26 protein-coding genes are annotated in these 24,991 nt (G+C 66.2%); 4 read left to right on the top strand and 22 right to left on the bottom strand.

Annotated features, from left to right (window positions below; genetic code table 11):
• Nucleotides 1-31: 31 nt before the first annotated feature.
• From DGN21_RS13725 to DGN21_RS13655, 15 genes are all read right to left on the bottom strand, one after another.
• Complete coding sequence (locus DGN21_RS13725; RefSeq protein ID WP_184429065.1) at nt 32-1,804, bottom strand: flavodoxin domain-containing protein; 1,773 nt, start codon at nt 1,802-1,804, stop codon at nt 32-34.
• Nucleotides 1,801-2,775, bottom strand: a complete 975-nt coding sequence (locus tag DGN21_RS13720; protein WP_160954511.1) for an FAD:protein FMN transferase — start codon at nt 2,773-2,775, stop codon at nt 1,801-1,803. The genes DGN21_RS13725 and DGN21_RS13720 overlap by 4 nt, the downstream gene beginning before the upstream one ends.
• 67 nt (nt 2,776-2,842) lie before the next feature.
• Nucleotides 2,843-3,646, bottom strand: a complete 804-nt coding sequence (locus tag DGN21_RS13715; RefSeq protein WP_126965869.1) for a DUF4198 domain-containing protein — start codon at nt 3,644-3,646, stop codon at nt 2,843-2,845.
• Between the two features lie 171 nt (nt 3,647-3,817).
• Nucleotides 3,818-4,333: a DUF2271 domain-containing protein gene (locus DGN21_RS13710; RefSeq protein WP_039519819.1), complete on the bottom strand. Its 516-nt coding sequence runs from the start codon at nt 4,331-4,333 to the stop codon at nt 3,818-3,820.
• Between the two features lie 22 nt (nt 4,334-4,355).
• A complete protein-coding gene (locus tag DGN21_RS13705) occupies nt 4,356-4,994 on the bottom strand; it encodes a PepSY-associated TM helix domain-containing protein (RefSeq protein ID WP_104646065.1) in 639 nt (212 codons plus the stop codon).
• 5 nt (nt 4,995-4,999) lie between these two features.
• A complete protein-coding gene (locus DGN21_RS13700; RefSeq protein WP_126965870.1) occupies nt 5,000-5,758 on the bottom strand; it encodes a tetratricopeptide repeat protein in 759 nt (252 codons plus the stop codon).
• Nucleotides 5,751-6,437, bottom strand: coding sequence for a Fe2+-dependent dioxygenase (locus DGN21_RS13695; RefSeq protein ID WP_104561035.1), 687 nt, complete (start codon nt 6,435-6,437; stop codon nt 5,751-5,753). The genes DGN21_RS13700 and DGN21_RS13695 overlap by 8 nt, the downstream gene beginning before the upstream one ends.
• A 48-nt stretch (nt 6,438-6,485) precedes the next feature.
• Complete coding sequence (locus tag DGN21_RS13690; protein WP_126965871.1) at nt 6,486-8,804, bottom strand: TonB-dependent siderophore receptor; 2,319 nt, start codon at nt 8,802-8,804, stop codon at nt 6,486-6,488.
• 563 nt (nt 8,805-9,367) lie between these two features.
• Complete coding sequence (locus tag DGN21_RS13685) at nt 9,368-9,697, bottom strand: non-heme iron oxygenase ferredoxin subunit (protein ID WP_024938766.1); 330 nt, start codon at nt 9,695-9,697, stop codon at nt 9,368-9,370.
• Entirely contained in the window at nt 9,694-10,233 is a 540-nt protein-coding gene (locus DGN21_RS13680) for a GNAT family N-acetyltransferase (RefSeq protein WP_102581297.1), read from the bottom strand. Before DGN21_RS13680 ends, DGN21_RS13685 begins: the two co-directional genes overlap by 4 nt.
• Before the next feature lie 206 nt (nt 10,234-10,439).
• A complete protein-coding gene (locus DGN21_RS13675; RefSeq protein WP_102253733.1) occupies nt 10,440-11,684 on the bottom strand; it encodes a cysteine desulfurase in 1,245 nt (414 codons plus the stop codon).
• A complete protein-coding gene (gene sufD, locus DGN21_RS13670) occupies nt 11,681-12,943 on the bottom strand; it encodes a Fe-S cluster assembly protein SufD (protein ID WP_126965872.1) in 1,263 nt (420 codons plus the stop codon). The genes DGN21_RS13675 and sufD overlap by 4 nt, the downstream gene beginning before the upstream one ends.
• Nucleotides 12,943-13,707 carry a Fe-S cluster assembly ATPase SufC gene (gene sufC, locus DGN21_RS13665; RefSeq protein WP_039519836.1) on the bottom strand — a complete coding sequence of 255 codons (765 nt, stop codon included), beginning with the start codon at nt 13,705-13,707 and terminating at the stop codon, nt 12,943-12,945. The genes sufD and sufC overlap by 1 nt, the downstream gene beginning before the upstream one ends.
• Before the next feature lie 109 nt (nt 13,708-13,816).
• Entirely contained in the window at nt 13,817-15,274 is a 1,458-nt protein-coding gene (gene sufB / locus DGN21_RS13660) for a Fe-S cluster assembly protein SufB (protein WP_024938771.1), read from the bottom strand.
• A 16-nt stretch (nt 15,275-15,290) separates the two neighbouring features.
• Nucleotides 15,291-15,749 (bottom strand): SUF system Fe-S cluster assembly regulator, encoded by a 459-nt coding sequence (locus tag DGN21_RS13655; protein ID WP_016902345.1) that lies wholly within the window; start codon nt 15,747-15,749, stop codon nt 15,291-15,293.
• A 174-nt stretch (nt 15,750-15,923) separates the two neighbouring features.
• Here DGN21_RS13655 and DGN21_RS13650 point away from each other — a divergent pair, with 174 nt between their 5' ends.
• A complete protein-coding gene (locus DGN21_RS13650) occupies nt 15,924-16,391 on the top strand; it encodes an SET domain-containing protein-lysine N-methyltransferase (RefSeq protein WP_016902346.1) in 468 nt (155 codons plus the stop codon).
• Nucleotides 16,392-16,497: 106 nt separating this feature from the next.
• Nucleotides 16,498-17,040, top strand: coding sequence for a type 1 glutamine amidotransferase domain-containing protein (locus DGN21_RS13645; RefSeq protein ID WP_184577493.1), 543 nt, complete (start codon nt 16,498-16,500; stop codon nt 17,038-17,040).
• A gap of 144 nt (nt 17,041-17,184) precedes the next feature.
• On the opposite strand, the gene DGN21_RS13640 is transcribed toward DGN21_RS13645, so the two are convergent.
• From DGN21_RS13640 to DGN21_RS13610, 7 genes are all read right to left on the bottom strand, one after another.
• Nucleotides 17,185-17,781 carry a DUF1439 domain-containing protein gene (locus tag DGN21_RS13640; RefSeq protein WP_104568185.1) on the bottom strand — a complete coding sequence of 199 codons (597 nt, stop codon included), beginning with the start codon at nt 17,779-17,781 and terminating at the stop codon, nt 17,185-17,187.
• Between the two features lie 55 nt (nt 17,782-17,836).
• Complete coding sequence (locus DGN21_RS13635) at nt 17,837-18,157, bottom strand: hypothetical protein (RefSeq protein WP_080639692.1); 321 nt, start codon at nt 18,155-18,157, stop codon at nt 17,837-17,839.
• 270 nt (nt 18,158-18,427) lie between these two features.
• Nucleotides 18,428-18,736: a DUF3861 family protein gene (locus tag DGN21_RS13630; RefSeq protein WP_024940752.1), complete on the bottom strand. Its 309-nt coding sequence runs from the start codon at nt 18,734-18,736 to the stop codon at nt 18,428-18,430.
• A 92-nt stretch (nt 18,737-18,828) separates the two neighbouring features.
• The gene (locus DGN21_RS13625; RefSeq protein ID WP_160954510.1) at nt 18,829-19,449 is read right to left on the bottom strand and encodes a M23 family metallopeptidase; all 621 of its coding nucleotides are present in this window, start codon (nt 19,447-19,449) and stop codon (nt 18,829-18,831) included.
• Nucleotides 19,450-19,582: 133 nt separating this feature from the next.
• Nucleotides 19,583-20,008, bottom strand: a complete 426-nt coding sequence (locus DGN21_RS13620; protein ID WP_026064288.1) for an HU family DNA-binding protein — start codon at nt 20,006-20,008, stop codon at nt 19,583-19,585.
• 577 nt (nt 20,009-20,585) lie between these two features.
• Complete coding sequence (gene proC, locus DGN21_RS13615) at nt 20,586-21,431, bottom strand: pyrroline-5-carboxylate reductase (protein WP_215824950.1); 846 nt, start codon at nt 21,429-21,431, stop codon at nt 20,586-20,588.
• Between the two features lie 61 nt (nt 21,432-21,492).
• A complete protein-coding gene (locus DGN21_RS13610) occupies nt 21,493-22,185 on the bottom strand; it encodes a YggS family pyridoxal phosphate-dependent enzyme (protein ID WP_215824949.1) in 693 nt (230 codons plus the stop codon).
• A gap of 322 nt (nt 22,186-22,507) precedes the next feature.
• Between DGN21_RS13610 and DGN21_RS13605 the strand changes: the two genes are divergently transcribed.
• Both DGN21_RS13605 and DGN21_RS13600 read left to right on the top strand, forming a co-directional pair.
• Entirely contained in the window at nt 22,508-23,545 is a 1,038-nt protein-coding gene (locus DGN21_RS13605; RefSeq protein WP_003489919.1) for a type IV pilus twitching motility protein PilT, read from the top strand.
• Nucleotides 23,546-23,657: 112 nt separating this feature from the next.
• Entirely contained in the window at nt 23,658-24,788 is a 1,131-nt protein-coding gene (locus tag DGN21_RS13600; protein WP_016902355.1) for a PilT/PilU family type 4a pilus ATPase, read from the top strand.
• Nucleotides 24,789-24,991 lie beyond the last annotated feature (203 nt).

Here is a 24,991-nt window from a genome sequence, read left to right as displayed (position 1 = left end):
GAGCGCTTTTGGCGGTGCCGCGTGCGATGGTTCAGTACACGTCGCGGCGATAGCGCCCGCTGCCCAGCAGTTCCTGTCTGACATCGGCTCCGAGGATGCAATCCAGCGTGCGGTCGAGTTCGGGTGCCATGCCGCGCAGGCTGCCGCAGACGTAGATGCAGGCACCTTGATCGATCCAATGACGCAGGCGATCGGCGGCTGCGGCCAGTGCGTGTTGGACGTAATGCGGTGGCTGTGGTTGATCGCGCGAGTAGATAAGCTCCAGGCGTTCGATCCAGCCGTCCTGATGCCACTGCTGCAACTCGTCGGCATACAGCGCGTCGTGCGCGGCATTGCGTTCGCCGAACAGCAGCCAGTTGCGCCGCGCGCCGGCTGCGATGCGTGCACGTAGATGCGCGCGCAGACCGGCGATGCCGGTGCCGTTGCCGATCAGCAGCATCGGCTGGTCGGGTGCGGGTGGGTGGAAGCCGGGGTTGCTGCGCAAGCGCAGCGCGATGGCTGCGCCGATCGGTGCATGGACGCAGAGCCAGCCGCTACCCAGCCCCAGGCTGCCGTCGGCGTGCCGATGCTCGCGCACCAGCAGTTCTGCATGGCCTTCCTCGGGGATGGAGGCAAGCGAATAGTCGCGATGGGGCAGGGCGGCCAAACTGCGCACCAACACATCTGCGTCCAGTGGTGAAGTTGTACCTGTGGCTGTTCCCGTAGCTGTATCAGTGCCTTTACCTATGTCCGTAATTAGGTCGATTTTGACTTCGGCATCGGCATCGGCATCGGCGCCAGTACCAGCACCAGCACCAGCACCATCGCTGAGACTGGCACCAGCATCCACATCGATACCGAGAGCGGCATCGGTATCGACGGGAAGTTGCGCGCCGCCGAGCCAGTCGCGCAGGGGGCGGCCGTCGATCTGCTGCGCGCCATCGTAGTGGTTACGCCGCAGCCAGGACTCGACCGCATCCGGGGCGTGACGCGGTGCGATCTCCGCGATATCGCCTGCGCTCCACTGCAGCAATGCGCCATCGCATGGCGTCAGGCGCAGCCGGTAAATCGGCGTACCCGCACTGCCGGGATTGACGTGGACACGTTCGCGTAGCTGCCAGGTGGTGTAGGTGGGCAGGCTCCAGTCGGGTTGCGTCGCCAGTGCGGGTGCCAGTTCCGCCAGACGGCGTTGCCAGTGCTGCAGGGCGTTGGGGTCAGCGTTATCGACCTCGATGCGTTCGAACAGGCGAGTGGCGCCGCGCGCCTGCAGGCGATCGTCGAGGCGCCGGCCGAACGCGCAGTAGTGCGCGTAACCACGGTCGCCAAGCGCCAGCACTGCGTACTGCACCGCCGTCAGATCCTGCGCGTGGTCGGCACGCCAGGCGCGCTCGGCGGCCTGCGCATGGTCGGGCGCATCGCCTTCGCCGGTGGTGCTGACGATGCACAGCAGCCGCGGCACGCGTGCGAGTTGATCGCTATCGACGGCTTCGATCGGCAGCGCATGCGCACCGACGCCGGCCGATTGCAGCGCGGCAACGCTGCGTTGCGCCAGCTCACGCGCAAATCCGGTCTGGCTTGCCCAGACGATCAACACGCCGCTGGCGTCTGCGCGTTGTGCGCCGACGCGCTTGCGGGCACGCAGCAGCACGACCGCGCACAGGCCCAGATACATTGCCAGGCCGAGCGCTGCCAGTTGCCAGCGATGCGGCGTGGGTGGGCTCCACCATGCGCCCTCATGCAGGCCGGCCAGCCAGCCAACGATGACCGCAAGCGCCAGCAGAGCCAGCCCGTTGCCCAGCCACACGCGTGAGGTGGTGTTGCTCATGACGCGGACAGGTGGCGTTCGAATGCCGGGCTCATGGATTCGAGCAGGATGCCGTCCTTGCGTGCAAGGAATCGCACGGCCAGGTCCGCCTTGCGTGCATGGGCAAGACCGGCATCGACGCCAAGCACGGTCATCGCGGTGGCCCAGGCATCGGCCTGCATCGCATCGGGCGCGAGTACGGTGACCGCCGCAGGGGCATGCGGAACGGGCGCGCCGGTGCGTGGGTCGAAGGTGTGCGTATAGCGTGTGCCGTCGGCATCGAAGCGGTGCCAGCGATCGCCGGAGGTGGCGACCGCCAGACCGTCCAGCACCAGCACGCGTGCCGGCAGCGCGCTGCCGGCATCTTCGTCGGGGGCGGATTCGACCAGCACGCGCCACGCGCTGGCATCGGGCTTGCGTCCGTAGCCGAACAATTCGCCGCCGACCTCGATCAATGCACTGTCGATACCCGACTGCAGCAATGCGCGATGCACGCAGTCCACACCGAAGCCCTTGGCGATGCCGGACAGATCCAGCGCCGCTGCGCCCGGCTGCAGCACCCGCTTGCCATCCAGCTGCAGGCGTTGCCAGCCGCAACGCAGGCTCGCCAATGCGATCGCCTGCGCTTCCGGCACACGCCGGCGCGTGCCGGCGGCGCCGAAGCCCCATAGCTCGACCATCGGGCCAACCGTGGGATCGAAGGCACCCTCGCTGGCCTGTGCGGTCTCCAATGCTGCGCTCAGCACTGCGTGGAATTCGTCGGGCAGGTGATGCCAGCTGCCCGCCGGTGCGCGGTTGTAATGGCTGATATCCGAATCGGCCTCCCAGGTACTCATCTGCGCGACCACGCGATCCAGCGCAGCCTGGATGCACGCATGCAAGGGGTGCAGATCGCGTCCGCGCGGCGCCACCAGCTTCACGCTCCAGGTGGTGCCCATGCTGCGGCCGCCGAGCGTGGCAATGGCGTGGTCGGCGGAAGACGATGCGGACATGGACGGACCTTATGAAGATGGGGCGGCAGGGTGCACGCTGCGTGCACTCCTGCCGCGTGCCGGCAGATTACTGCGGCAACACTTCCAGAGTGGCGACATAGCCCAGGCGGCGCTGCTTGGCCTGCGGCAGCGAGGTCTTGGTGTCTTCGGTGGTGGTTTCCAGCCAGTACATGCCCGGTTCCGGCCAGGTCACGCTGAAGCCGCCCTTGGCATCGGTTTTGAGCTTGATCTCGTTCTGCGCATCGCGATAGCGGGTGCCGCCGCGCACGATCTCTACCTCCAGCCCGGCGGCCGGTTTGCCATCCAGCTGCAGCGTGAATTGCGCCGCTTCGCCGGCGACCAGATCGTTGGGATGAGTCACCGGAATCAACTCGATGCCCTTGCCGGCGGGCTTGAAGACCGTGGTGGTCGGCGCACCGCGGGTGACGAAGGTCTCCACCCGGTTGAAGGACTGCGAGACCTGTAGATCCTGCGCGTTCTTCGGCACCTCGGTGGCGAAGCGTGCTTCGTCGCCACGCCAGCGCTTGGGCTTGCCGTCTTCCTTCCAGCTGGCGAACAGGCCGGCATTGACGATGCTCAGCTTGTAGGTGCCGGGCTGGGTGAGCTGCAGGTCGAACACGCTGCGGTACTTGCCGGTGGCCGGATTTTCCGGCTTGAGCGCGCTGCCATCGGGCGCGGTGATGCTCAGGTTGTCCAGGCGCAGCGGCACGTGGTTGAAGTAGAACAGGTCGTTGGACACCGCTGCATCCACGGTGATCCACGGCGCCTCACCGGCGATGACGGTCTGCGACGGCAGCAACCAGGCCTTGTGGGCGAGTGCGCTGAGCGGCAGTGCGGCGAGCATGGCGATCAGGACGAGCGAACGTTTCATGACAACTCCTTGAAGGACGATGAGGACAGTGGGTCACGTGTCTGATCAGCGCGCAGGTATGGCGCTGCGTGGATGCGTGGGAAGCGAATGTGTCTGGCAACGCGATGCATTGCGCAGCTGCGCCGTGGCCGGCCGCGTGTGCTGCGCGCGGCCGCCATCAGCAGGCAATGCTCAGGGTTTGGCGACCAGGCTGATGGCGCCGAGCTCGCTGCTGCCGCTGGCCTTGGCGGTCTGCGCAGACTTTGCCGGCCAGGTGAAGGGCACCTTGACCAGCTCGCGGCCGCCGACCTCGCGCGCGGCTTCCACCACCAGCGTGTACTGGCCGGGCGGCAGCGACTTCAACGCGCCCTTGGTGTCGGAGAACGACAACGCATGCGCGCCGGCCGGACGGGTGGGGCCGGTGACGCCGTCGACCGGCACCTCGAGGGTGCGCCCGCTCTTGCGCCACCACTGGCGCAGGTCCGGCAGCCACTTGGTGCCGTGGCCTTCGGCGGTGTCCTTGGATTGATACCAGACCGCCAGATTGGCAGCGACCTTCTGGTCCGCACCTTCCAGCCAGATCGCCACGTACGGGCGGTGATATTCGGCGACGTTGAGCTTGGGGATCTCGACGTTGATGTCGAGCGTGGCGGCGTATGCCGGCATGGCGAGCAGGCCGCTCAGGGCGATGGTCAGGGTGGCGCGCATGATCGTCTCCGGTAGGAAAAAGTCAGTGGATCAACAGCAGGGCGAGCAGCAACGGAATCAGCAGACCCAGGCCGACCAATGGCCAGGTCATGCGGCGCTGGCGGGCATGCAGATGCAGCAGGAACAGCCCGGTGATGCAGAACACCAGGCAGGCGATGGCGAACACGTCGATGAACCAGCCCCAGGCCGGCCCGGCATTGCGTCCCTTGTGCAGATCGTTGAGATAGGCGATGGCGCCGCGCCCGGTACGCTCGTATTCGATCGCGCCGGTGCTGCGGTCCAGGCTCAGCCAGGCATCGCCGCCAGGACGCGGCAGCGCCAGATACACCTCGTCGGCCGACCATTCGCCGGCACGCGTGCCGATGCTGATATCCAGCTCACGCCCCAGCCATTGCGCCACGCGTGGCGGCAGCGGGGCATCGCCTTCTTGGCGGCTGCCCAGGGACTTGAGCAGGGCCGGCGGCAGCGTGAGCGTGCGGTGTTCGGTCGAAGGGCTGGCTTCGATGCGCGCGGCATGGTTCAAGGTCAGCCCGGTGATGGCGAACAGCAGCATGCCGATCAGGCACAGCGCCGAACTGATCCAATGCCATTGATGCAGCATGCGCAGCCAGAAACCGCGGCGTTGCTGGGTGGTGGCAAGAGTGTCGTTGGAGGTCGTCATGGCGCTCAGGCCACATCCGCCGCAAGTGACGGCTGCAGGTGCAATTGCCGCGTGGCCACTTCGCCCAGCAACGCGCGCAGACGTGGCTGCGTTGCACCCGCCAGCAATGGCGTGAGTTGTTGCAGGAAGCCGGCATGCCCGCCGGCGATCGCACGGCGCATCCATCGCTCGGCCTGATCGATGTCGCCGGCGTCTGCGAGCAAGGTGGCGTAACCGGCCTGGCCACGGAAATCGCCTGCTTCGGCGGAGCGGCGGTACCAGTGGCGCGCGGCGACCGGATCGGCAGCGCAGGCCAGGCCTTGGTCGAGATAGCGCGCCACGAAGTTCATCGATTTGGCATGCCCGCGATCGGCGGCGGTGCGATACAGCGCCAACGCCTGCGCGTGGTCCTGCGCCACGCCGCGGCCGGAGCCGTACAGATGGGCGAGGTTGTACATGCCCCAATCCAGCCCATGCTCGGCGGCGCGGCGGTACCACAGCGCCGCCAGCACCTCATTGCACGCGGTGCCGAAGCCCAGTTCGTGGCAGCGCCCCAACTGGTTCATCGCTTCCGCATGCCCGGCATTGGCGGCGACCTCGTACCACAGCATCGCCATGGCCGGATCGGCGGGGATGCCGCGGCCTTCGGCGTAGAGCTGGGCGAGCAGCAGTTGCGCCGCCAGATCCTGGCGCTCGGCGGCCTTGCGCAGCAGCGCGACCGCGCGATCGGGTTGCGTGTGCAGCAGCTCGATCAACTGCGCCGGGTCCAGTGCGGGCTCAGACATCGGCCCACTGCCGCAGCAGGTTGTGATACACGCCGGTGAGCTGGATCAGCGACGGATGGCCGGGGGTGTCCTGGGTGAGCCGCCGGATCGACACATCCAGTTCGAACAGCAGGCGACGCTGCGCATCGTCGCGCAGCATGCTTTGCGTCCAGAAGAAACAGGCGACACGGGCGCCGCGGGTCACCGGCATCACCCGATGCAGGCTGGTGCCGGGATAGATCACCAGGTGCCCGGCCGGCAGCTTTACCGACTGCGTGCCGTAGGTGTCTTCGATCACCAGCTCGCCGCCGTCGTAGCTGTCCGGGTCGCTGAGAAACAAGGTGGCCGAAACATCGGTGCGCACGGGATCTGCGCCGCCGCGACTGCGGTCGTAGCGGATCGCGTTGTCGACGTGGTAGCCGAACGATTGCCCGCCGCTGTAGCGATTGAACAGCGGCGGATAGATGCGCCGCGGCAAGACCGCCGAAAAGAACGTGCTGCTGCGCGAGAGTGCGTCCAGCACCAGCGCGCTGGCCTCGCGTGCGACGGCGCTGTCTTCGGGCAGTTGTGCATTGTCCTTGGCCTGCGCCGACTGATGGCCGGCGGTGATGCGGCCGTCTGCCCAGTCGGCCGCGTCCAGCCGCGCGCGCAGCTCGGCGAGCTGGGCGGTGCTGAGAACATCGGGAATGGGCAGCAACATGCGGTGGTCTCCACGCCGCCCGCGTTGTGCGGGCGGCGTGTCAGTGGGTCAGAAACTGAAGGTGGCGCTCAACACCGCCGAGCGGCCTTCGCCCGGAAGCGCCCAGCCACTGCCGGCGGTGACGGTGCCGGCCGCATTGACGGTGAGGTTGTTGCGCACGCTGGTGTAGTACTCCTCGTCGAACAGGTTGTTGACGTTCAATTGCAGGCTGAGCCAGTCGTTGACGCGCAGGCCGACCATCGCGCGGTGCACCCAATAGTCGTCGGTCTTGATGTAGGCCGCGGCCGAGGCGTTGTTGGGATAGAAACCGCCCTGGTAGGTGACGCCGTAGCCGAAGGTCCACTGGTTGAGCGTATAGGTGGTCCAGATGTTGCCGGCATTGCGCGGGGTCTGCACCAGGTCGCGTCCGGCCACCGGGTCGCCGGTGAGGCTCTCGGTGCGGTTGGACACGCTCTGCAGCACTTCGCTGTCCAGGAAGGTGTAGTTGGCGAAGATCGACCAGCGGTCGGTCAGGTAACCGGCGGCGCCGAGCGCGATGCCGTCCACCCGTGCCTTGCCGTCCAGCACCTGCTCGGGGATCAGCGGATCGCCGCTGTTGACCTTGTAGTTTTCGCGCTCGTTGCGGAACAGCGCAGCGGTCAGTGCCAGACGCTGGTCCAGCACGTCCCACTTGCCGCCCAGTTCGATGTTGACCGCCGTCTCCGGCTCGACATTGCAGTTGGCGCCGGCGGTGGCCGTGGCGATCGGCGTGCACGAGCCGTTGACCGAGGCCTTGGACGGCGTCTTGCTGTTGGCGTAGGACAGATACAGGCTGGCGTTCTCGGCCGGCTTGAACACCAGACCGGCGCGATACGAGAACAGGTCCTCTTCGCTGCCGGCCGGGAAGCCCGCGCTCACACCAGTGACGTTGCCGGCGGCGTTGACGGTGTAGGTGGTGCTGTCGCCTTCGTTGTGCTCGTAGCGGCCGCCCAGGTTGAGCATCCATTGTTCGTTGAACTGCAGCGTGTCGAACAGGTACACCGCCTGATTGGTCAGGCTGCCCTTGCTGCGCCCGGTGCGGAAATAATTCTGCGGGCCGGTCCAGATGTTGTAGGGATTGTCGAAGGACTGCACCGGGTAGGTGATGCCGGTGGTGGAGCCATCGGCATTGCGGAAGGTGGTGCCGCTATTGAGTTCAAAGTCTTCCTTGCTGAAGGCCACGCCTGCGACCACACGGTGCTCGATGGCGCCGGTATGCAAGGTGGCGGTCAGGTCGGTCTGGCTGTGCGCGATGAAGTTTTCCGTCTCGCGGACCAGGCCGCGGGGGCCGCTGTTGGGGTTCCAGCTGGCCGCCGGCTGGCCGACGCAGGCGCGGCCGGTGTACGGGTCGGTGCCGTTGGGCAGGCACCAGGTGCCCTGCAGTGCGGTGGCATTGGTGGTCTGGTCGACGCGCTGCACGCGCGCCAGGCTGCGCAGTTTGACGTTGTCGTCGAAATCCATTTCCAGCACGCCGGTCAGCATGTCCACGTCGATTTCCTGACGCGAGGTATTGCGGTAACCGAAGAAGGTTTCCGGGTCCACGCCCGGCAGCGGGCCGTCGTTGAACGGGCTGAGTGCGAACGGCACGCCGTACTGCGGCAGGTTGTTGTCGTGCTGGTGCAGGTAGCTCAGGGTGAAGCGGGTATCCGAGCCCAGGCCAAACGCCACCGACGGCGCAAAGCCCCAGCGATGACGGAACTCCTCGTCGCGCCCCGGCACGTCCTGGGTGTGGCCCATCGCGTTCAGGCGCACGGCGGTGCCGTTTTCGAAGTCGTAATTGCTGTCGGCGGTCAGCCGGCCATAGCGGTCGCTGCCGCCACCGACCACGACGTGGGTGAAGTCGCCCTGGCCGGCGGTCTTGGTGACCAGATTGATGTTGCCGCCGACCGAGCCGGCGCCGGACATGGCCGAGTTGGCGCCGTTGATCAGCTCCACCGCTTCCAGGTTGAAGGTGTCGCTGCGGCTGTACTGCGCGCTGTCGCGCACGCCATCGGTGGTGATGTCGCTGCTGGCGGTGAAGCCGCGCAGGTTGATGCTGTCGCCATAGCCACCGCCGCCTTCGCCGGCGCCGAAGGTGATACCGGGCAGGGTGCTCAGCACATCGCGCAGCGACAGCAGGTTCTGCTGGTCCATGGTCTGCTTGGTCACTACGGTGATCGTCTGCGGCGTGTCGCGCAGCACCTCGGTGTACTTGGGCGAGGACGGTTTCTGCGCGCGTTCCTGCTGCACCCGGATGGCGTCCAGATCGACCGCGCCCGGAGGCGCCGGCGCATCGCCAGGCTGGGCGAGGGCAGGAGCGGACAGCGTCAGCAACACGGCCGAGGTGAGCGGGGAAATCCTGGGAGTCATGAGGCGTCTCGAAGAAGAAAGAGAGGCTCCGGCCTGGCGATGGCTCGGCGGATGCGGGATGGGAAGTGGATCGGGGAATGCGCGCCCGCTAGCCCGAGGCGGCCAGTTGGCCCGACCAGTCTCCGGACACGCACAGGCGCTGCGCAGCAAGGCGCATGCGGGGCAGGAACGGGAAAAAGGTGTCGAGCAGAGCTGGGCGCATGGGATCGCAGGGCAGGCCAGTTGTTAAGAAGGCCTGAAGGGTTGCGATCTTAAATGCAAATCATTCTTCTTTGCAATCTTTGTCGGCTGGCGCCATGCACCGGGCAATCACGCTGGCTGAGGTGTCAGGCCGTTGCGGCGATCGATGCGGGTTGCATGGGGCACCGCGCGGTTTGCGCCTGGTGGTGGGCCGAGGTGTCGCTTGCACGACTGGTCGCTCGCTGGCGTGGCAGCACGTCTTCGTCCTGCGGGGCGCGGATCTACGCACGCCGGGCACGCGCCGGACGGGGCAGAGACTGCGGATCAGCGTCCTGAGCGGTCTGCGCTCATGGCGACCGTGTCACCCACGGGTCCGGCCGGTGTCAGCGGTCGTCGCGGGTCCAGATGCCGCCGTGTTCGCGCTTGACCGGGAACTTGGGCACCGCGGTGTAGGCTGGTGCGCACAGCGGGCGGCCGTCGCGGATGTCGAAGCGGGCGCTGTGCAGCAGGCACTCGATGCTGCCTTCTGCCGGGTCGAACGTACCCGGCGACAATTCGTAGTCTTCGTGGCTGCAGCGGTCTTCCAGCGCGTACAGCTCGCCGTCGAGGTTGAAGATGACGATCGGGGTGTCGGTCACCTCATCCCAGACGGTCTGCAGTTCGCCGGGCAGCAGCGCCTCGCTGGCGCAGACGAAGGTCCAGGTGTCGCTCACGGCGCTGCGCCGCCAAGCGGTTTTTCCAGCACCTCGAAGCGCAGGTCCTGGCGCAGCGGCACGCCGAAACGCGCGTCGCCATACGGGAACGGTTTGAAGACGCCGGTGCGGCGATACCCGCGTCGCTCGTAGAACGCGATCAGCTCATCGCGGATGTCGATCACCGTCATGCGCATCACCGGCAGCTGCCACTCGGTGTAGGCGATACGCTCGGCCTCGGCCAGCAGCGTCTTGCCCAGCCCGCCGCCCTGCAGCGAGGGATCCACCGCAAACATGCCGAAGTAGCCGGCACCGTGGTCGTCGGCGATATGCGCGCAGGCCCGCAGGCGCCCGTCCTGTTCGACCAGCAGCACCAGGCTGCGGTCGCGCAACAGGTCCTCGCGCAGCACCGCAGGATCGATCCGCGCGCCGTCGAGAAAATCGGCCTCGGTGGTCCAGCCAACGCGGCTGACATCGCCGCGATAGGCCGAGGTCACCAGCGACACAAGGGCGTCGATGTCGTCGACGGTAGCGGTACGGAAGGTGGTGGTCTGCATGGGGAGCAGTTTAGCGGGAGTCGTGATTGGGGATTCGTAAAAGCGCGAGAACGCTGTTTCTTGCACCGTGTCGGATGTCCGGATTGGGGCGTTGCTCTGTGTCTTGCCATGGGCACGTGCGCCAACGCACAGAGGTCTGGCGCACGCGCTGCAAGGCGGCGAAGGGGTCTTCCGAATCCCCAATGCCGAATCCCCAATCACCGCCGTCAACCCAGCAGGCGACGCACCTTCACCAACGCAGCAACGAAGCGCTCGATCTCGTCATGCGTGTTGTAGAACGCCAGCGAGGCACGGCAGGTGGCGGCGACGCCGTAGTACTGCAGCAGCGGGTGCGCGCAGTGCTGGCCCGAGCGGACCGCGACGCCTTCCAGGTCGAGCAGGGTGGCCAGGTCGTGGGCATGCGCGCCTTCGATCAGGAACGACACCACCGCGGCCTTGTCCGGCGTGGTGCCGAAGATGCGCAGGCCGTCGATGCGCTGCAGTTCTTCGGTGAAATGTGCCAACAGCTCGGCTTCGCGCGCTTCCACGTGCGCCAGCCCGACCGACTCCAGGTAATCGACTGCCGCGCCCAGGCCGATGAACCCGGCGATGTTGGGGGTGCCGGCTTCGAACTTGTGCGGGGCATCGTTGAACACCGTGCCCTCGAAACTGACCTCCTTGATCATCTCGCCGCCGCCCAGGAACGGCGGCATCGCCTGCAGGTGTTCGCGCCGTGCCCACAGCGCGCCGGTGCCGGTGGGCCCGCACATCTTGTGGCCGGTGATGGCGTAGAAATCGCAGCCGATGCCGGCCACGTCGATACGCCGATGCGGCGCCGCCTGCGAGCCATCCACCACGGTGACGATGCCACGCTTGCGCGCCTCGCGGCAGATCTCGCGCACCGGATTGACCGTGCCCAGCACATTGGACACATGCGTGATCGCCAGCAGCTTGACCTCCGGCGTCATCGCCTTGCGCAAGGCGTCCAGATCCAGCGCGCCGTCCGGGGTGATCTCGGCCACGCGGATGCTCGCGCCGGTGCGTTGTGCTACCAACTGCCACGGCACGATGTTGGCGTGGTGCTCCATGCGCGAGATCAGGATCACATCGCCGGCGCCCAGGCGTGGCAGCGCCCAGGAATAGGCGACCAGATTGATCGCAAAGGTCGTGCCGCTGCACAGCACCAGTTCGTCGGCACGCACGTTGAGAAAGCGGGCGAGCTTGCTGCGCGCGCCTTCGAAGGCGTCGGTGGCCTCGGTGCCCAGCGCATGCACCGCGCGGCTCACATTGGCGTTCTGACGGCGATAGAACTCGTCGGTTGCGGCGATGACCTGCAGCGGCTTCTGCCCGGTGTTGGCGTTGTCGAAATAGATCAGCGGCTTGCCATGCACCTGCCGCATCAGCAGCGGGAAATCCGAGCGCACGCGCTCCCAGTCCGGCGCGGCCAGTTGCGTGGCGGCGGGCGCGTTCATGCCACGCCTGCCGAGGCCAGTGCGCGGTCCAACTGCAGCGCCAGCACCGCAGTCAGCGCGGCGGGGAGCACGCGCAGCGGCTCGTGGCAGAACGCCGCGCTCAACAAACGCTGCGCCTCGGCCTGCGGCAGACCACGCGAGCGCAGATAGAACAAGGCATTGTCGTCGAGCTGGCCGACGGTGGCGCCATGCGCGGCCTGCACTTCTTCGGCATCGATCACCAACACCGGCTGGGTGTCGATCTCGGCATTGGCCGACAGCAGCAGATTCTTGTTCGACAGCCGCGCGTCGGTGCCATCGGCGCCCGGGCGGATGTTGATGCCGCCGTGGAAGACCACCCGGCTGCGATCGGCACCCACGCCGCGCCAGACCAGCTCGCAGGTGGTGTCGCGTGCGATGTGCGCGATGCCCAGACGTGTATCGACATGGCGGCGGCCGTTGCCGAGCAGCACGCCATTGGCGGTGAGCTGGGCGTTGTTGCCTTCCAGGCGCACGTTGAGCTCGTGGCGCGACAGGTTGGCACCCAGTTCCAGGTCCACGCGCTGGTAGCGCGCATTGCGCGCCAGCACCGCATCGGTGCGTAGCAGCGACGTTGCGTGCGCGCTGTCGGCCTGCACGCGCGCATGCGACAGCACCGCATCCTGGGCCAGATGCACATGCATCAGACTGTTGTGCAGATGCGCGGCATCGCCGACATGCAGGTGGTGCTCGACCACGTTCAGTGCCGCGCCGGCACGCAGTTCGATCAGGTGACGGTGGTGCCAGGACAGGTCGTGCTCGCCGGCCACGCCGATGAAGACCAGATGCAGCGGCGCCTCGATCTGCGCGCCTTCCTGTACGCGCACCAGTACGCCTTCGTCGGCAAGCGCAGCGTTGAGGCGCGCAAAGATTTCATCGCTGCCTTCGAAACGGCGGCCGAGCAACTGCTGCGCCTCGTCGCCTGCGGCCAGCGACGCTGACAAGGTGTCCAGCTGCACGCCGTCCGGCAGTGTCGACAGGTCGCTCAATGCGTCGGACGGGCGGCCGTTGACGAACACCAGCCGCGGGGACGGGATCTCGTCCAGCAGCGCGGCGTCGATCAGCGTCGGCACCAGCGGCGCGGGCTGGAAGCTGCGCCGCTCCAGCTGCCGCAGCGAGGTGTATTTCCAGGCTTCGGCGCGCGGGCCGGGCAGGCCGGCCTGCAGCGCGGCATCGAGTTCGACCCGGCGCGCATCGTTACCGCAGAAGCCGCGGGCGAGGGATTCCAGCAGGGCGCTCATCAGGCAGCCGCCTCGGGCACCACGCGGTCCTTCAGGAAGTGATAGCCGTGCTTTTCCAGCTCCAGCGCCAGTTCCGGGCCGCCGCTCTGCACGATGCGGCCTTCGGCCAGCACATGCACCACGTCCGGGGTGATGTAGTCGAGCAGGCGCTGATAATGGGTGATCACCAGGAACGAACGCTCCGGCGAGCGCAGCGCGTTGACGCCGTCGGCCACGCTCTTGAGCGCATCGATGTCCAGGCCCGAATCGGTCTCGTCCAGGATGGCGAGCTTGGGCTCAAGCACGGCCAGCTGGAAGATCTCGTTGCGCTTCTTTTCGCCACCGGAGAAGCCTTCGTTGACGCCGCGATGTAGCAGCTCGTCCTTCAGATGCAGCACGGCCAGCTTCTGCCGCACCAGCTTGAGGAACTGCATCGAATCCAGCTCGTCCTCGCCACGCGCCTTGCGCTGTGCATTGAGTGCGGCACGCAGGAAGTAGGTGTTGTTGACGCCGGGGATTTCCACCGGGTACTGGAAGGCCAGGAACAGGCCGGCGGCCGCGCGTTCTTCCGGCGGCAGCTCGAGCAGGTCCTTGCCTTCGAACTGCACGGTGCCGGCGCTGACCTCATAGCCGTCGCGCCCGGCCAGCACGTTGCCTAGCGTGGATTTGCCCGCGCCATTGGGCCCCATGATGGCGTGCACCTGGCCCGGCTGGATGTCCAGCGACAGGCCCTTGAGGATGTCTTTGCCGGCAATGCTGGCGTGGAGGTTGTTGATCGTAAGCATGGGATTGGTTATTCGAAATTTGGGATTGGTAACAGCAGAAGAGCCGGGATGGCAGGGAGCGGGACGTTGCGAATCTCCAATCTCCAATGCCGAATCCCTGCAGGCAGCGTCAGCCGACGCTGCCTTCCAGCGAGACTTCCAGCAGCTTCTTGGCTTCCACCGCGAACTCCATCGGCAGCTCGCGGAACACCTGCTTGCAGAAGCCGTCGACGATCAGCGACACCGCGTCTTCCTGGCTGATCCCGCGCGCGCGGCAATAGAACAGCTGGTCGTCGCTGATCTTGGAGGTGGTGGCCTCGTGCTCGACGGTGGCGCCGGGATTCTTCACCTCGATATAGGGGAAGGTGTGCGCGCCGCACTGCTTGCCGATCAACAACGAGTCGCACTGGGTGTAGTTGCGCGCGCCGTCGGCATTGCGGTCCACCTTGACCAGACCGCGATAGGTGTTCTGCCCGCGGCCTGCACTGATGCCCTTGCTGACGATCTTGCTCTTGGTGCGCTTGCCGATGTGGATCATCTTGGTGCCGGTGTCGGCCTGCTGACGGTGGTGGGTCAGCGCCACCGAGTGGAACTCGCCGACCGAGTCGTCGCCGATCAGCACGCAGGACGGATACTTCCAGGTGATCGCCGAGCCGGTTTCGACCTGGGTCCAGGTGACCTTGCTGCGCGCGCCCCGGCATTCGGCACGCTTGGTGACGAAGTTGTAGATGCCGCCGCGGCCTTCCTCGTCACCCGGATACCAGTTCTGCACGGTCGAATACTTGATCTCGGCATCTTCCAGCGCCACCAGCTCGACCACCGCCGCATGCAGCTGGTTTTCATCGCGCATCGGTGCGGTGCAGCCTTCCAGATACGACACATAGGCCTTGTCCTCGCACACGATCAGGGTGCGCTCGAACTGCCCGGTATGGCCGGCATTGATGCGGAAGTAGGTGCTCAGTTCCATCGGGCAACGCACGCCCGCAGGAATGAACACGAAGCTGCCGTCGGAGAACACCGCCGAGTTGAGCGCGGCGAAATAGTTGTCGCCGACCGGCACCACGCTGCCCAGATACTGTTTGACGATCTCCGGATGTTCCTTGATCGCCTCGGACATCGAGCAGAAGATCACGCCCTTTTCGGCCAGTTCCTTGCGGAAGGTGGTGCCGACCGAGACCGAGTCGAACACCGCATCCACCGCCACGCCGGCCAGCCGGGCGCGCTCGTGCAACGGCACGCCGAGCTTGTCGTAGGTGTCGAGCAGTTCCTTGGGTACGTCGTCCAGCGAGGCGTACTTCGGGCCCTTGGGCGCGGAGTAATAGCTCAGCGCCTGGAAGTCGATCGGCGAGACCTTCAGCTTCGCCCATTCCGGCATCGGCATCTTCAGCCAGTGGCGATACGCCTCAAGACGCCAGTCGGTCATCCATTGCGGCTCGTCCTTCTTGGCCGACAAGGCACGGATGACGTCCTCGTCCAGGCCGGGCGGGAGCGAGTCCGATTCGATCTCGGTGATGAAGCCGGCGTCGTAGCGTCGGCCCAGCCGTTCGATAATTTCGGCATTCTGCGGGGGTGCAAGTTCGGTGGCCATCGGGCTGCCTACAGGGTCAGGTGGTCGCGACGCGTGCGGCGATGGAACGCCGACGGCTGTCGCCAGGGAGAGAGAGGGGCTGCAACATCTGTGCGAGCGTGACGCGACGCAATGCATCGCCGACCACGTCGTTGATCAGGCGCCAGTTGGAACGTACCCCGCATGTCTGCGCGATGCCGCACTGGCTGTGGTCCTGGCTGCATTCGGTGATCGCCAGCGGGCCTTCCATCGCCTCGACGATTTCCACCAGCGTGATCTCGCTGGCCGCGCGTGCCAGCCGATAGCCGCCGTGCACGCCGCGCAGCCCTTCGACCAGGCCCGCCTGCGACAGCGGCTTGAGGATCTTGCTCACGGTCGGCGCTTCCAGGCCGGCCTGCTCGGCAAGTTCGCTGGCGCTGAGCACCTGGCCGCAGCGCGCTGCCAGCACGGTCAGCACGACGGTGGCGTAATCGGTGAGTTTGGTGACGCGCAACATGAGGAAGGCGATAAATCCGAAAGCGGACCGAAATTGTACGCTTTTAGCCGGGGCAGGGCCACCTGCCTGGTTCAGCCGCCGGCAAGCAGCAGCCGTTGCGGGTACCGCTGCGCTTGTGCTTGGCGCATCGTCGCACTGCAGTCACAATGAGCGGCCCCATCACTGGACCCCTTCATGTCGCGCAAAGTTGCCGCCCGCAAGTCACGTATCCACGGCAATGGCATGTTCGCCCTCGCCGCGCTCCGCAAGGGCGAGCGCATCATCCAGTACAAGGGGCGCCTGCGCACGCACGCGGAAGTGGATGCCGATGACACCGGCGATGTGGAGAGCGGCCACACCTTCCTGTTCACGCTCAGCGACGACTACGTGCTGGATGCCAATTACGAAGGCAATGTCGCGCGCTGGATCAACCACAGTTGCAATCCCAATTGCGAAGCGGTGATCGAAGAGGCCGAGGGCGACGACCGCAGCAAGGACAAGATCTTCATCGAGGCCAAGCGCGCGATCAAGGCCGGCGAAGAGCTCACCTACAACTACGGCATCACCCTAGCCGAGCGGCACACGCCGCGTCTGAAGAAGATCTGGGCATGCCGCTGCGGGTCGAAGAACTGCACAGGTACGATGCTGCAGCCCAAGCGCTGAGCAGCAGTGTCCTGGCGCCGCACTGACGCGGCGCACACATCGATTCACTCGTGCGCAACAGGTACGCGCCTAGCGTGCGTGCTTCTTTTCAGTAAGGAGCTCCCGCATGTCGTATTCGCTCTCCGGCAAGACCATCGCAGTGCTGGCCACCGATGGCTTCGAACAATCCGAACTCATTGAGCCCAAGCGCCTGCTGGAATCCTGGGGCGCCAAGGTCGATGTGATTGCGCCCGGCGACGCTGCGCAGATTCGCGCCTGGAACAAAACCGATTGGGGCGATTCGGTGCCGGTGGACCAGCGGCTGGATCAGGCCAAGGTCGACAGCTACGACGCGCTGGTGCTGCCTGGCGGGGTGCTCAACCCCGACACCTTGCGCGGTGACGCCAAGGCGATCGCATTCATCCAGGCCTTTGCCAGTTCCGACAAGCCGGTCGCCGCGATCTGCCACGGCCCGTGGCTGCTGGTGGAAAGCGATCTGGTTCGCGACCGTGACGTCACCTCGTGGTCGTCGGTCAAGACCGACCTGCGCAATGCCGGCGCACGCTGGCAGGATGCGGAGGTGGTTGTCGACGGGTCGCTGATCACCAGCCGCAAGCCCGACGATATCCCGGCCTTTACCGCTGCAGTGGCCAAGGCTCTGGTGGCCTGATCGGTCCCCTGCAACGTTGAGATGAAAACAAAGGCCCGGCGTGGTGACGCCGGGCCTTTATCTTGATCCGATGGCCGCTTGCGCAGATCGGCGCGACGGCATGACGGCGTGTTTCAAGCCATGCGTCGCAACTGGCGCGTCAGCCTATTTCCCGGACAGTGCAGCGGCCGGCACCAGTTGCTCGATGTTCTGGTTGAAATTCACCGCGACGCGGCCGTTCTGGATGCCGACCGACTCCACCTGCACATTGCCCATCACCGCTGCGATGGCCGGATCGATGCGATAGATCGGCTCCTTGCGCGCGTAATCGGCCAGCCAGGCATTGAGCAGCTGGCGGGTGCTGTGGTCGAGTTTTGCACCGGCGTTGGCCGGGCGGAAATCATCGATGGTGGGTTGGTCGAGATAAAAGCCCTGCTTGGCCGTGTCGTAGCGCAGTGCGCTGGTCAAGGTCACATTGCCGACCGGTGCTGGCGCGCCGCCGGCAGTGGCAAGCGCCAGGTCGAAGGCCATCTTGAGCCGGTCGCCCGGCGGCAGCGACAGTGCCGGATTGCTGACCGTCATCTCGACCAGGCCGCCCAGCGCATCGTGCGTCTGCGGGAAGCGGCCACCCAGGAATTGCTGCAGGTCGCTGCCCTGTACGCTGATCTGGTGTCCCTGGATCTGCGGCGTTGCCCACGCGCTGGTCGTGGGTAGCGCCAGAGCGAGGGCAAGCATGGATCCGACAAGCGAACGCAGTTTCATCGGGTGACTCCGGCAACAGGTGCGATCACCTTAGTCGTTGCCGGTGAACCGTGGGTTAGCGCAATACCGGGTGCAGGGTGGCCGAGTAGATCTCCCAGTCGTCGCTGCCGCTGCGCGGCTGCAGCCGGTAGGCGCCGACCAGGCGTTGGGTGCCGGTGTCGGTGCGCACGATCAGTTGCACCGGCACTTCGATCCGGCGCGGGGGCTGTTCCTGATCCAGTGCGATGGGCGCGTCGTTATTGATACGCATCGACTGGATATTGCCGATACCGCGCAGCGCCGCATCGTCCGGCACCGGGGCAGGACGACCGCCGCTCCACAGTGCATCGGCATCACCACGTGCCGCACCTGGCAACGCGCCCAGGTATCGCTGCACGGTCGCGCTTGCTTTGGCGAAGTTGGCGCGCGCAACCGCATCGTCAGGAGTGGCATCGCGTGCGGGCGTGTTGTCTGTGGTGGCGGTAGTCGGCGTTTGCGTCGCCGCTGCAACGTGCGAGGACGCTGCCGCGTTGCCCGTTTCTTTGTCAGCGCTGCGATGGCAACTGCAACCGGCAATTGCCGTTGCCAGCATGACGATCCCCAACCCACGCATGGCGCATCTCCCTTCCCCGATGCGCGCAGTGTAGCGGTCGCCGCGACGCCGGTCTCAGGTGCCGGCGGCCGGCTGCACGCGTTGCAGGCGTTCCAGCAGCAACTGCAGTTTTGGCCGCAAGGCCTCCAGTGCATCGCTTGGCTGCGCGCGCGGGCGGGCGGCCAGGTCTTCCAGCAGCTGCGAGCCGACCGTGAGCGCCGCACATTCGTCGCTGCTCAGATCGCGTCGCAGGTGCAGCTCCTCGAGCAGCCGCATCCAGTCGGCCCGCGAGCGCTGTTCGAATTCGATGGTGCAGCGATCGCTGCAGGGGCGGCCATCGCTCTCGATGGGCGTGACCGTAATGCGATAGCGTTTTCGGGACATGGAGGGGGCGTCGTTCCTTGGGCTGACTCCACCATAGGCGTAGCCAGCAACGGCCTCGATAGCTCAGGCCATGACGCAGTGTTCCAGCATGCTCACTGTGCCGGCTGTGGCACGGGTTTGCGCAGCAGCGGCAGTGGATCGTACGCACCGTTGCGCCCATAGACACCATAGTGCAGATGTGGCGGCGTGCCGCGCGCGTTGCCGGTGGTGCCGACCATGCCGAGCGGTGTGCCGGGCTCGACGACATCGCCAACGGCCAGCCCGGCGGCCCAATCGTCCATGTGCGCGTAGTAATGGCGCTCCATCGCCGGCCCGAGCACCCAGACCTGCTTGCCGCCCAGGCCTTGATCGCGGATGGCGCTGACCACCCCGCGTGTTGCGGACAGCACCGGCGTGCCGCGCGGCGCGAAGATATCCACGCCGGCATGGCGTCGGTCGCGACCGCGCGGTGCGCCGAAGGTGTCGGCGATGCGGCGCGCCTGCACGCCTTCGACCGGAACCGACAATTGCACGGGTGGCGGCATGCGCGACAGCTCCCAACTGGTACGCAGTTGTTCGGCGACCGGCAACTGCCATGCCCAGCGCGCGGCCACACCCAGGGCGCACAGCAGCGCAATCGACACCAGCAGCCGGCGCAGGCGGCGCGCGGGGCTGCGGGTTGCCGATGACGGCGGTGTGGGTGGGCGAGGAGACGACGGATCGGTCACATGCACCTGCTGCGTTGCAAATCAGCGTACAGGGTAGGCAAGCGGCGATGAGCGGCATGTGGGGAGTGATGCGGGCGGTCACGCGCGCACAAAAAAGACGGCCCGCAGGCCGCCTTCGTGACAACGCAGGCGTGCTCGATTAGAGCGCGGCGTCCTTCAACTTCTTCAGCAGGCGAGCCTTGACCTTGAAGCTGGCCGGCTTCGCTGCAAAGGTCTGCTCTTCCTTGGTGAACGGGTTGATGCCCTTGCGCTTCGGCTTGGCCGGCACATGGACGCTGGTCAGCTTCAGCATGCCCGGCAGGGTGAACGAGCCGGCGCCCTTCTTGCTCAGCGACGAATGAGCGGCCGATTCCAGCGTGGCCAGAACAGCGCGGACGTCCTTCGGAGCCAGCTGGGTGGATTCGGCAATGTGCGCGACCAGGCCGGTCTTGCTCAGCGCTTCCTTGATCGGCTTCGGCGCAGCGGACTTGGCAGCAGCGGCCTTGGCCGGCTTTGCGGTCTTGGTCGCGGCGACCTTTTTCACTGCCTTCTTGGGGGCAGCCTTCTTAGCGGCGGTTTTTGCCATGAGTTATGTGTTCCGTGATCGTTGGTGGTGTTGGGTCTGCCGACCCAGTCGGCAACGCGAAATGTAGGGCAACTGCTGCGCGCCGCCAATAGGGAAACGATGAAACAACCGAAAAAAAGCGTCTTTTGACGGGGATTCGTTCACCGGCGGCAGAAAACCTCCGCGAAAGCGCTGTCGACACGGCTGCGAGGCGCAGGGCGATGCGGTGTCTGACGCATAGCAGCAGATCGTTTGCGCGAAGCCGTGTGTGCGTTTTGCATCGAGCTCGCCGCTGAGGAGTGGCTACGGCGTGCAGCTGGCGGTGGCGTTCGCTGCCGCGATCAGCGTTGCTGCGTGGCTACGCCTTGCAGGAGACGTCTGGCGTTGCCGGCTTCGATCCGTCGACCCGCTGCGTTCGCGCTGTTGCTGCCATGTGCGCAGTCACGTGCGCCGGGTTTTTTTCCTGCACCTGGCAGGCGCCGATGCGCGACGTGTCGTGACGGTTCCACTGCACGGTCGCCGTGGCACTCCCGCGCGCGGGGCACGGCTGGCCGCTGCGAGACATTCCTGCTTTGGACGATGTCCCGTCACCGGTCGACTAATCATTGGCCGCCGACAGGCTACGGCCGCGCTCGGTCGCTGCGGCAATCGCCTTGGCGGTGAGCGCTTCGAACTGGCCGGCCTGAAATGTCTCGATTGCCGCCTGCGTGGTGCCGTTGGGCGAGGTCACCCGGCGGCGCAGCAGCTCCGGTGCTTCGCCCGATTCGGTCAGCATGCGCGAGGCACCGAGCAGGGTCTGCAGCACCAGCGTGCGTGCGGTGTCGGCTGGCAGGCCTTGCGCCTGCGCGGCGGCTTCCATCGCTTCGGCGAGCAGAAACACATAGGCCGGCCCGCTGCCGGAGACCGCGGTCACCGCATCCATCTGCGACTCGTCGTCGATCCAGACGGTGACGCCGGCGCTCTCCAGCAGGCCGGTTGCCTGCGCGCGTTGCGCGTCGGAGACGTGTGGATTGGCATACAAGCCGGTGACGCCGGCACCGAGCAGGGCGGGTGTGTTGGGCATTGCACGCACCACCGCAAGCTCGCCGCCGGACCAGCGTTCCAGCTGCGGAGCGGTGATGCCGGCGGCGATGGACAGCAGCAGCGGCTGCTGCGCCTGCGCAAGATCGGCCAGCTGCGCGCAAACCGCTGGCAGCACCTGCGGCTTGACCGCCAGCACCCAGATGGCTGCGCCGTCCACGGCGCTGCGCGCCTGCTCCACCGCATGCACGCCGAAGTCGCGCGACAGCGCATCGCGCAGTTCGGCCACCGGCTCGGCGACGCGGATGCTGGCCGCGGGCACACCTTGCCGGATCAGCCCGGCAATCAGGCTGCGCGCCATGTTGCCGCCACCGACGAATGCGGTGATTGCAGTGGAAGGCGCGGGCGAAGAGGGCAGAGTCATTGCGACACCTTAAGTAAGAGGAAACGGCGATGTGCTACGCGAGGCCGATCGGGACCGGGGGTCAGGACGCCGCGGCAGCCGACGAGCCGCGTTCGCCGAACAACGCGGTCCCGACCCGCACCATGGTCGCGCCGGCCGCGATCGCTTCGGCAAAATCCGAGCTCATGCCCATCGACAAGGTATCCACCTGCGGGTAGCCGCGCTTGAGCTCTTCGAACAGTGCCTGCATGCGGGTAAACGCTGCCATGCGGCGCGCCTCCTCGGGAAACGGCGCGGGGATCGCCATCAGGCCGCGCAGTTGCAGCCGCGGCTGCAGCGCGATGGCCGCGGCCAGACCGTCGACCGCCTCCGGCGCGCAACCGTGCTTGCTGTCCTCGTCGTCGATGTTGACCTGGATCAGCACATTCAAGGGTGCGCGACCGGCCGGGCGGTGGTTGGCCAGCGGCGCGATCAGCTTGGCGCGGTCCACGGTCTGCACCCAGTCGAACCACTGGCTGGCCAGTTCGGCCTTGTTGGATTGCAGGTGGCCGATCAGGTGCCACTCCAGTCCCAGCGTCTGCAGTTGGGCAATCTTGCTTTGCGCTTCCTGCACGTAGTTTTCGCCGAATGCGCGCTGGCCCTGCGCCGCCAGCGCGGCAACCGCATCTGCCGGCCGGGTCTTGGACACCGCCAGCAGGCGCACATCGGCGCGCGCGTGCCGAGCCGCGGCGGCGTGGATGGCATCGAGAATCTGCTGCAGCGACGAAGCCGGCACGTGGCAATCCAGGCGGGAAAGGAACGCTATAGTGCCGCCCCCGGCTGCGTCCTTCCAGCCGGCGCGCCGGATCGGGCCGGCGATGACGCTGCAGTGGCGCCAGCCCGCGGCGAGCCTGCCCACAGGCGGGGCGAGCTGGCGATCGGCGCGGCGCTGGCCCAGGCAAGGACCGTGCCCGCACCGCGTGCCCAAACCAACGCCTTCAGGCGCGCCCGACGGCGCCGGCCTGAACCGGCCGCGCGCCGCTTCCCGCCAGCAGCCAGAACGCTATACTGCCGCTCGGGGAGTACCTTCCAATCGCAGCCTAGGGGAAAAGCAGCGCATGGATATCGCTGAACTATTGGCGTTTTCCGTCAAAAACAAGGCATCGGACCTGCACCTGTCGGCCGGCTTGCCGCCGATGATCCGTGTCGATGGCGATGTCCGTCGCATCAATATTCCGGCCCTGGACCACAAGCAGGTGCACGCGCTGGTCTACGACATCATGTCGGACAAGCAGCGTCGCGATTACGAGGAATTCCTCGAGGTCGACTTCTCGTTCGAGATTCCGTCGCTGGCGCGCTTCCGCGTCAATGCGTTCAACCAGAACCGCGGCGCCGGTGCGGTGTTCCGTACCATTCCTTCCGAAGTGCTGACGCTGGAAGACCTGGGCTGCCCGCCGATCTTCCGCCAGTTGATCGACCAGCCGCAGGGTTTGATCCTGGTCACCGGCCCGACCGGTTCGGGCAAGTCGACCACGCTCGCCGGCATGATCGACTACATCAACAAGAACGAATACGGCCACATCCTCACGGTCGAGGATCCGATCGAATTCGTGCATACCTCGCAAAAGTGCCTGATCAACCAGCGCGAAGTGCACCGCGATACGCACGGCTTCAACGAGGCGCTGCGCTCGGCGCTGCGCGAAGATCCGGACATCATCCTGGTCGGCGAATTACGCGATCTGGAGACCATCCGCCTGGCGCTGACCGCCGCCGAAACCGGCCACCTGGTGTTCGGCACCCTGCACACCAGCTCGGCGGCCAAGACCATCGACCGCATCATCGACGTGTTCCCGGCCGGCGAAAAGCCGATGGTGCGCTCGATGCTGTCCGAGTCGCTGCGTGCGGTGATTTCGCAGGCGCTGCTGAAGAAGGTCGGCGGCGGACGCACCGCAGCCTGGGAAATCATGGTCGGCACCCCGGCCATCCGCAACCTGATCCGCGAGGACAAGGTGGCGCAGATGTATTCCTCGATCCAGACCGGCCAGCAGTACGGCATGCAGACGCTGGACCAGCATCTGCAGGACCTGGTCAAGCGCAGCCTGATCACGCGCAACCAGGCACGCGAGTACGCCAAGGACAAGCGGATATTCGAGTAGCCGGGATTCGGGATTCGGGATCGGGGATTCGCAACGGCGGCTCCCGGACCGGACCCCGCTCTTGCGAATCCCGAATCTCCCATCCCGAATCCCTGCTCCCGAGGAGCACGCCATGAGCACCATCGACTTCACCTCCTTCCTCAAGCTGATGGCGCACCAGAAGGCGTCGGATCTGTTCATCACCTCGGGGATGCCGCCGGCGATCAAGGTGCACGGCAAGATCAGTCCGATCACCCAGACCCCGCTGACCGCGCAACAGAGCCGCGATCTGGTGTTGAACGTGATGACGCCGTCGCAGCGCGAAGAATTCGAAAAGACCCACGAGTGCAATTTCGCCATTGGCGTGTCCGGGGTCGGGCGCTTTCGCGTGAGCTGCTTCTACCAGCGCAACCAGGTCGGCATGGTGCTGCGCCGGATCGAAACGCGCATCCCCACGGTGGAAGAGTTGAGCCTGCCGCCGGTGATCAAGACGCTGGCGATGACCAAGCGCGGCATCATCATCTTCGTCGGCGCCACCGGCACCGGCAAGTCCACCTCGCTGGCGGCGATGATCGGTTACCGCAACCAGAATTCCACCGGGCACATCATCACCATCGAAGACCCGATCGAATTCGTGCACAAGCACGAGGGCTGCATCATCACCCAGCGCGAAGTCGGCATCGATACCGACAGCTGGGAAAACGCGCTGAAAAACACCCTGCGCCAGGCGCCGGACGTGATCATGATCGGCGAGGTGCGCACCCGCGAAGGCATGGATCATGCCGTGGCCTTCGCCGAAACCGGCCATCTGGTGTTGTGCACCCTGCACGCCAACAACGCAAACCAGGCGATGGACCGCATCATCAACTTCTTCCCGGAAGACCGGCGCAACCAGCTGTTGATGGACCTGTCGCTCAATCTCAAGGGCGTGGTCGCGCAGCAGTTGATTCCGACCCCGGATGGGCGCGGCCGCCGCGTGGCCATGGAGATCATGCTGGGCACGCCGCTGGTGCAGGACTACATCCGCGACGGCGAGATCCACAAGCTCAAGGAGATCATGAAGGAGTCCACCAACCTGGGCATGCGCACCTTCGACCAGAGCCTGTTCGAGCTGTACCAGGCCGGCGAGATCAGCTACGAAGACGCGCTGCGCTACGCCGACTCGCAGAACGAGGTGCGCCTGCGCATCAAGCTGTCGCAGGGTGGCGACGCCAAGACCCTGGCGCAGGGCCTGGATGGCGTGGAGATCGCCGAGGTTCGCTGAGCGCCTGCAGGAGCGCTGCACGCCGTGGCGGATGGCCAGGCGTGCATGGAAGGAAGCGGGATGGTCTGCGCTGAATCCGATCCAGCGTGCTGCTTGCAGCTGTTTCGCGCGCGATGCCGGCGGCGGGCGCCGCCATGGCCGATGAACGTGCAGCGGCGCAACGCGCGCGTGGGGTGATGTTTCAGATGTAACCAGGCGGGCCG

The organism is Xanthomonas sp. MLO165 (assembly GCF_018831305.1).
Taxonomy (GTDB): Bacteria; Pseudomonadota; Gammaproteobacteria; order Xanthomonadales; family Xanthomonadaceae; genus Xanthomonas; species Xanthomonas arboricola.
Note: the sequence above shows the minus strand (reverse complement) of the source record. Positions and strands in the feature narration are given on the sequence as shown.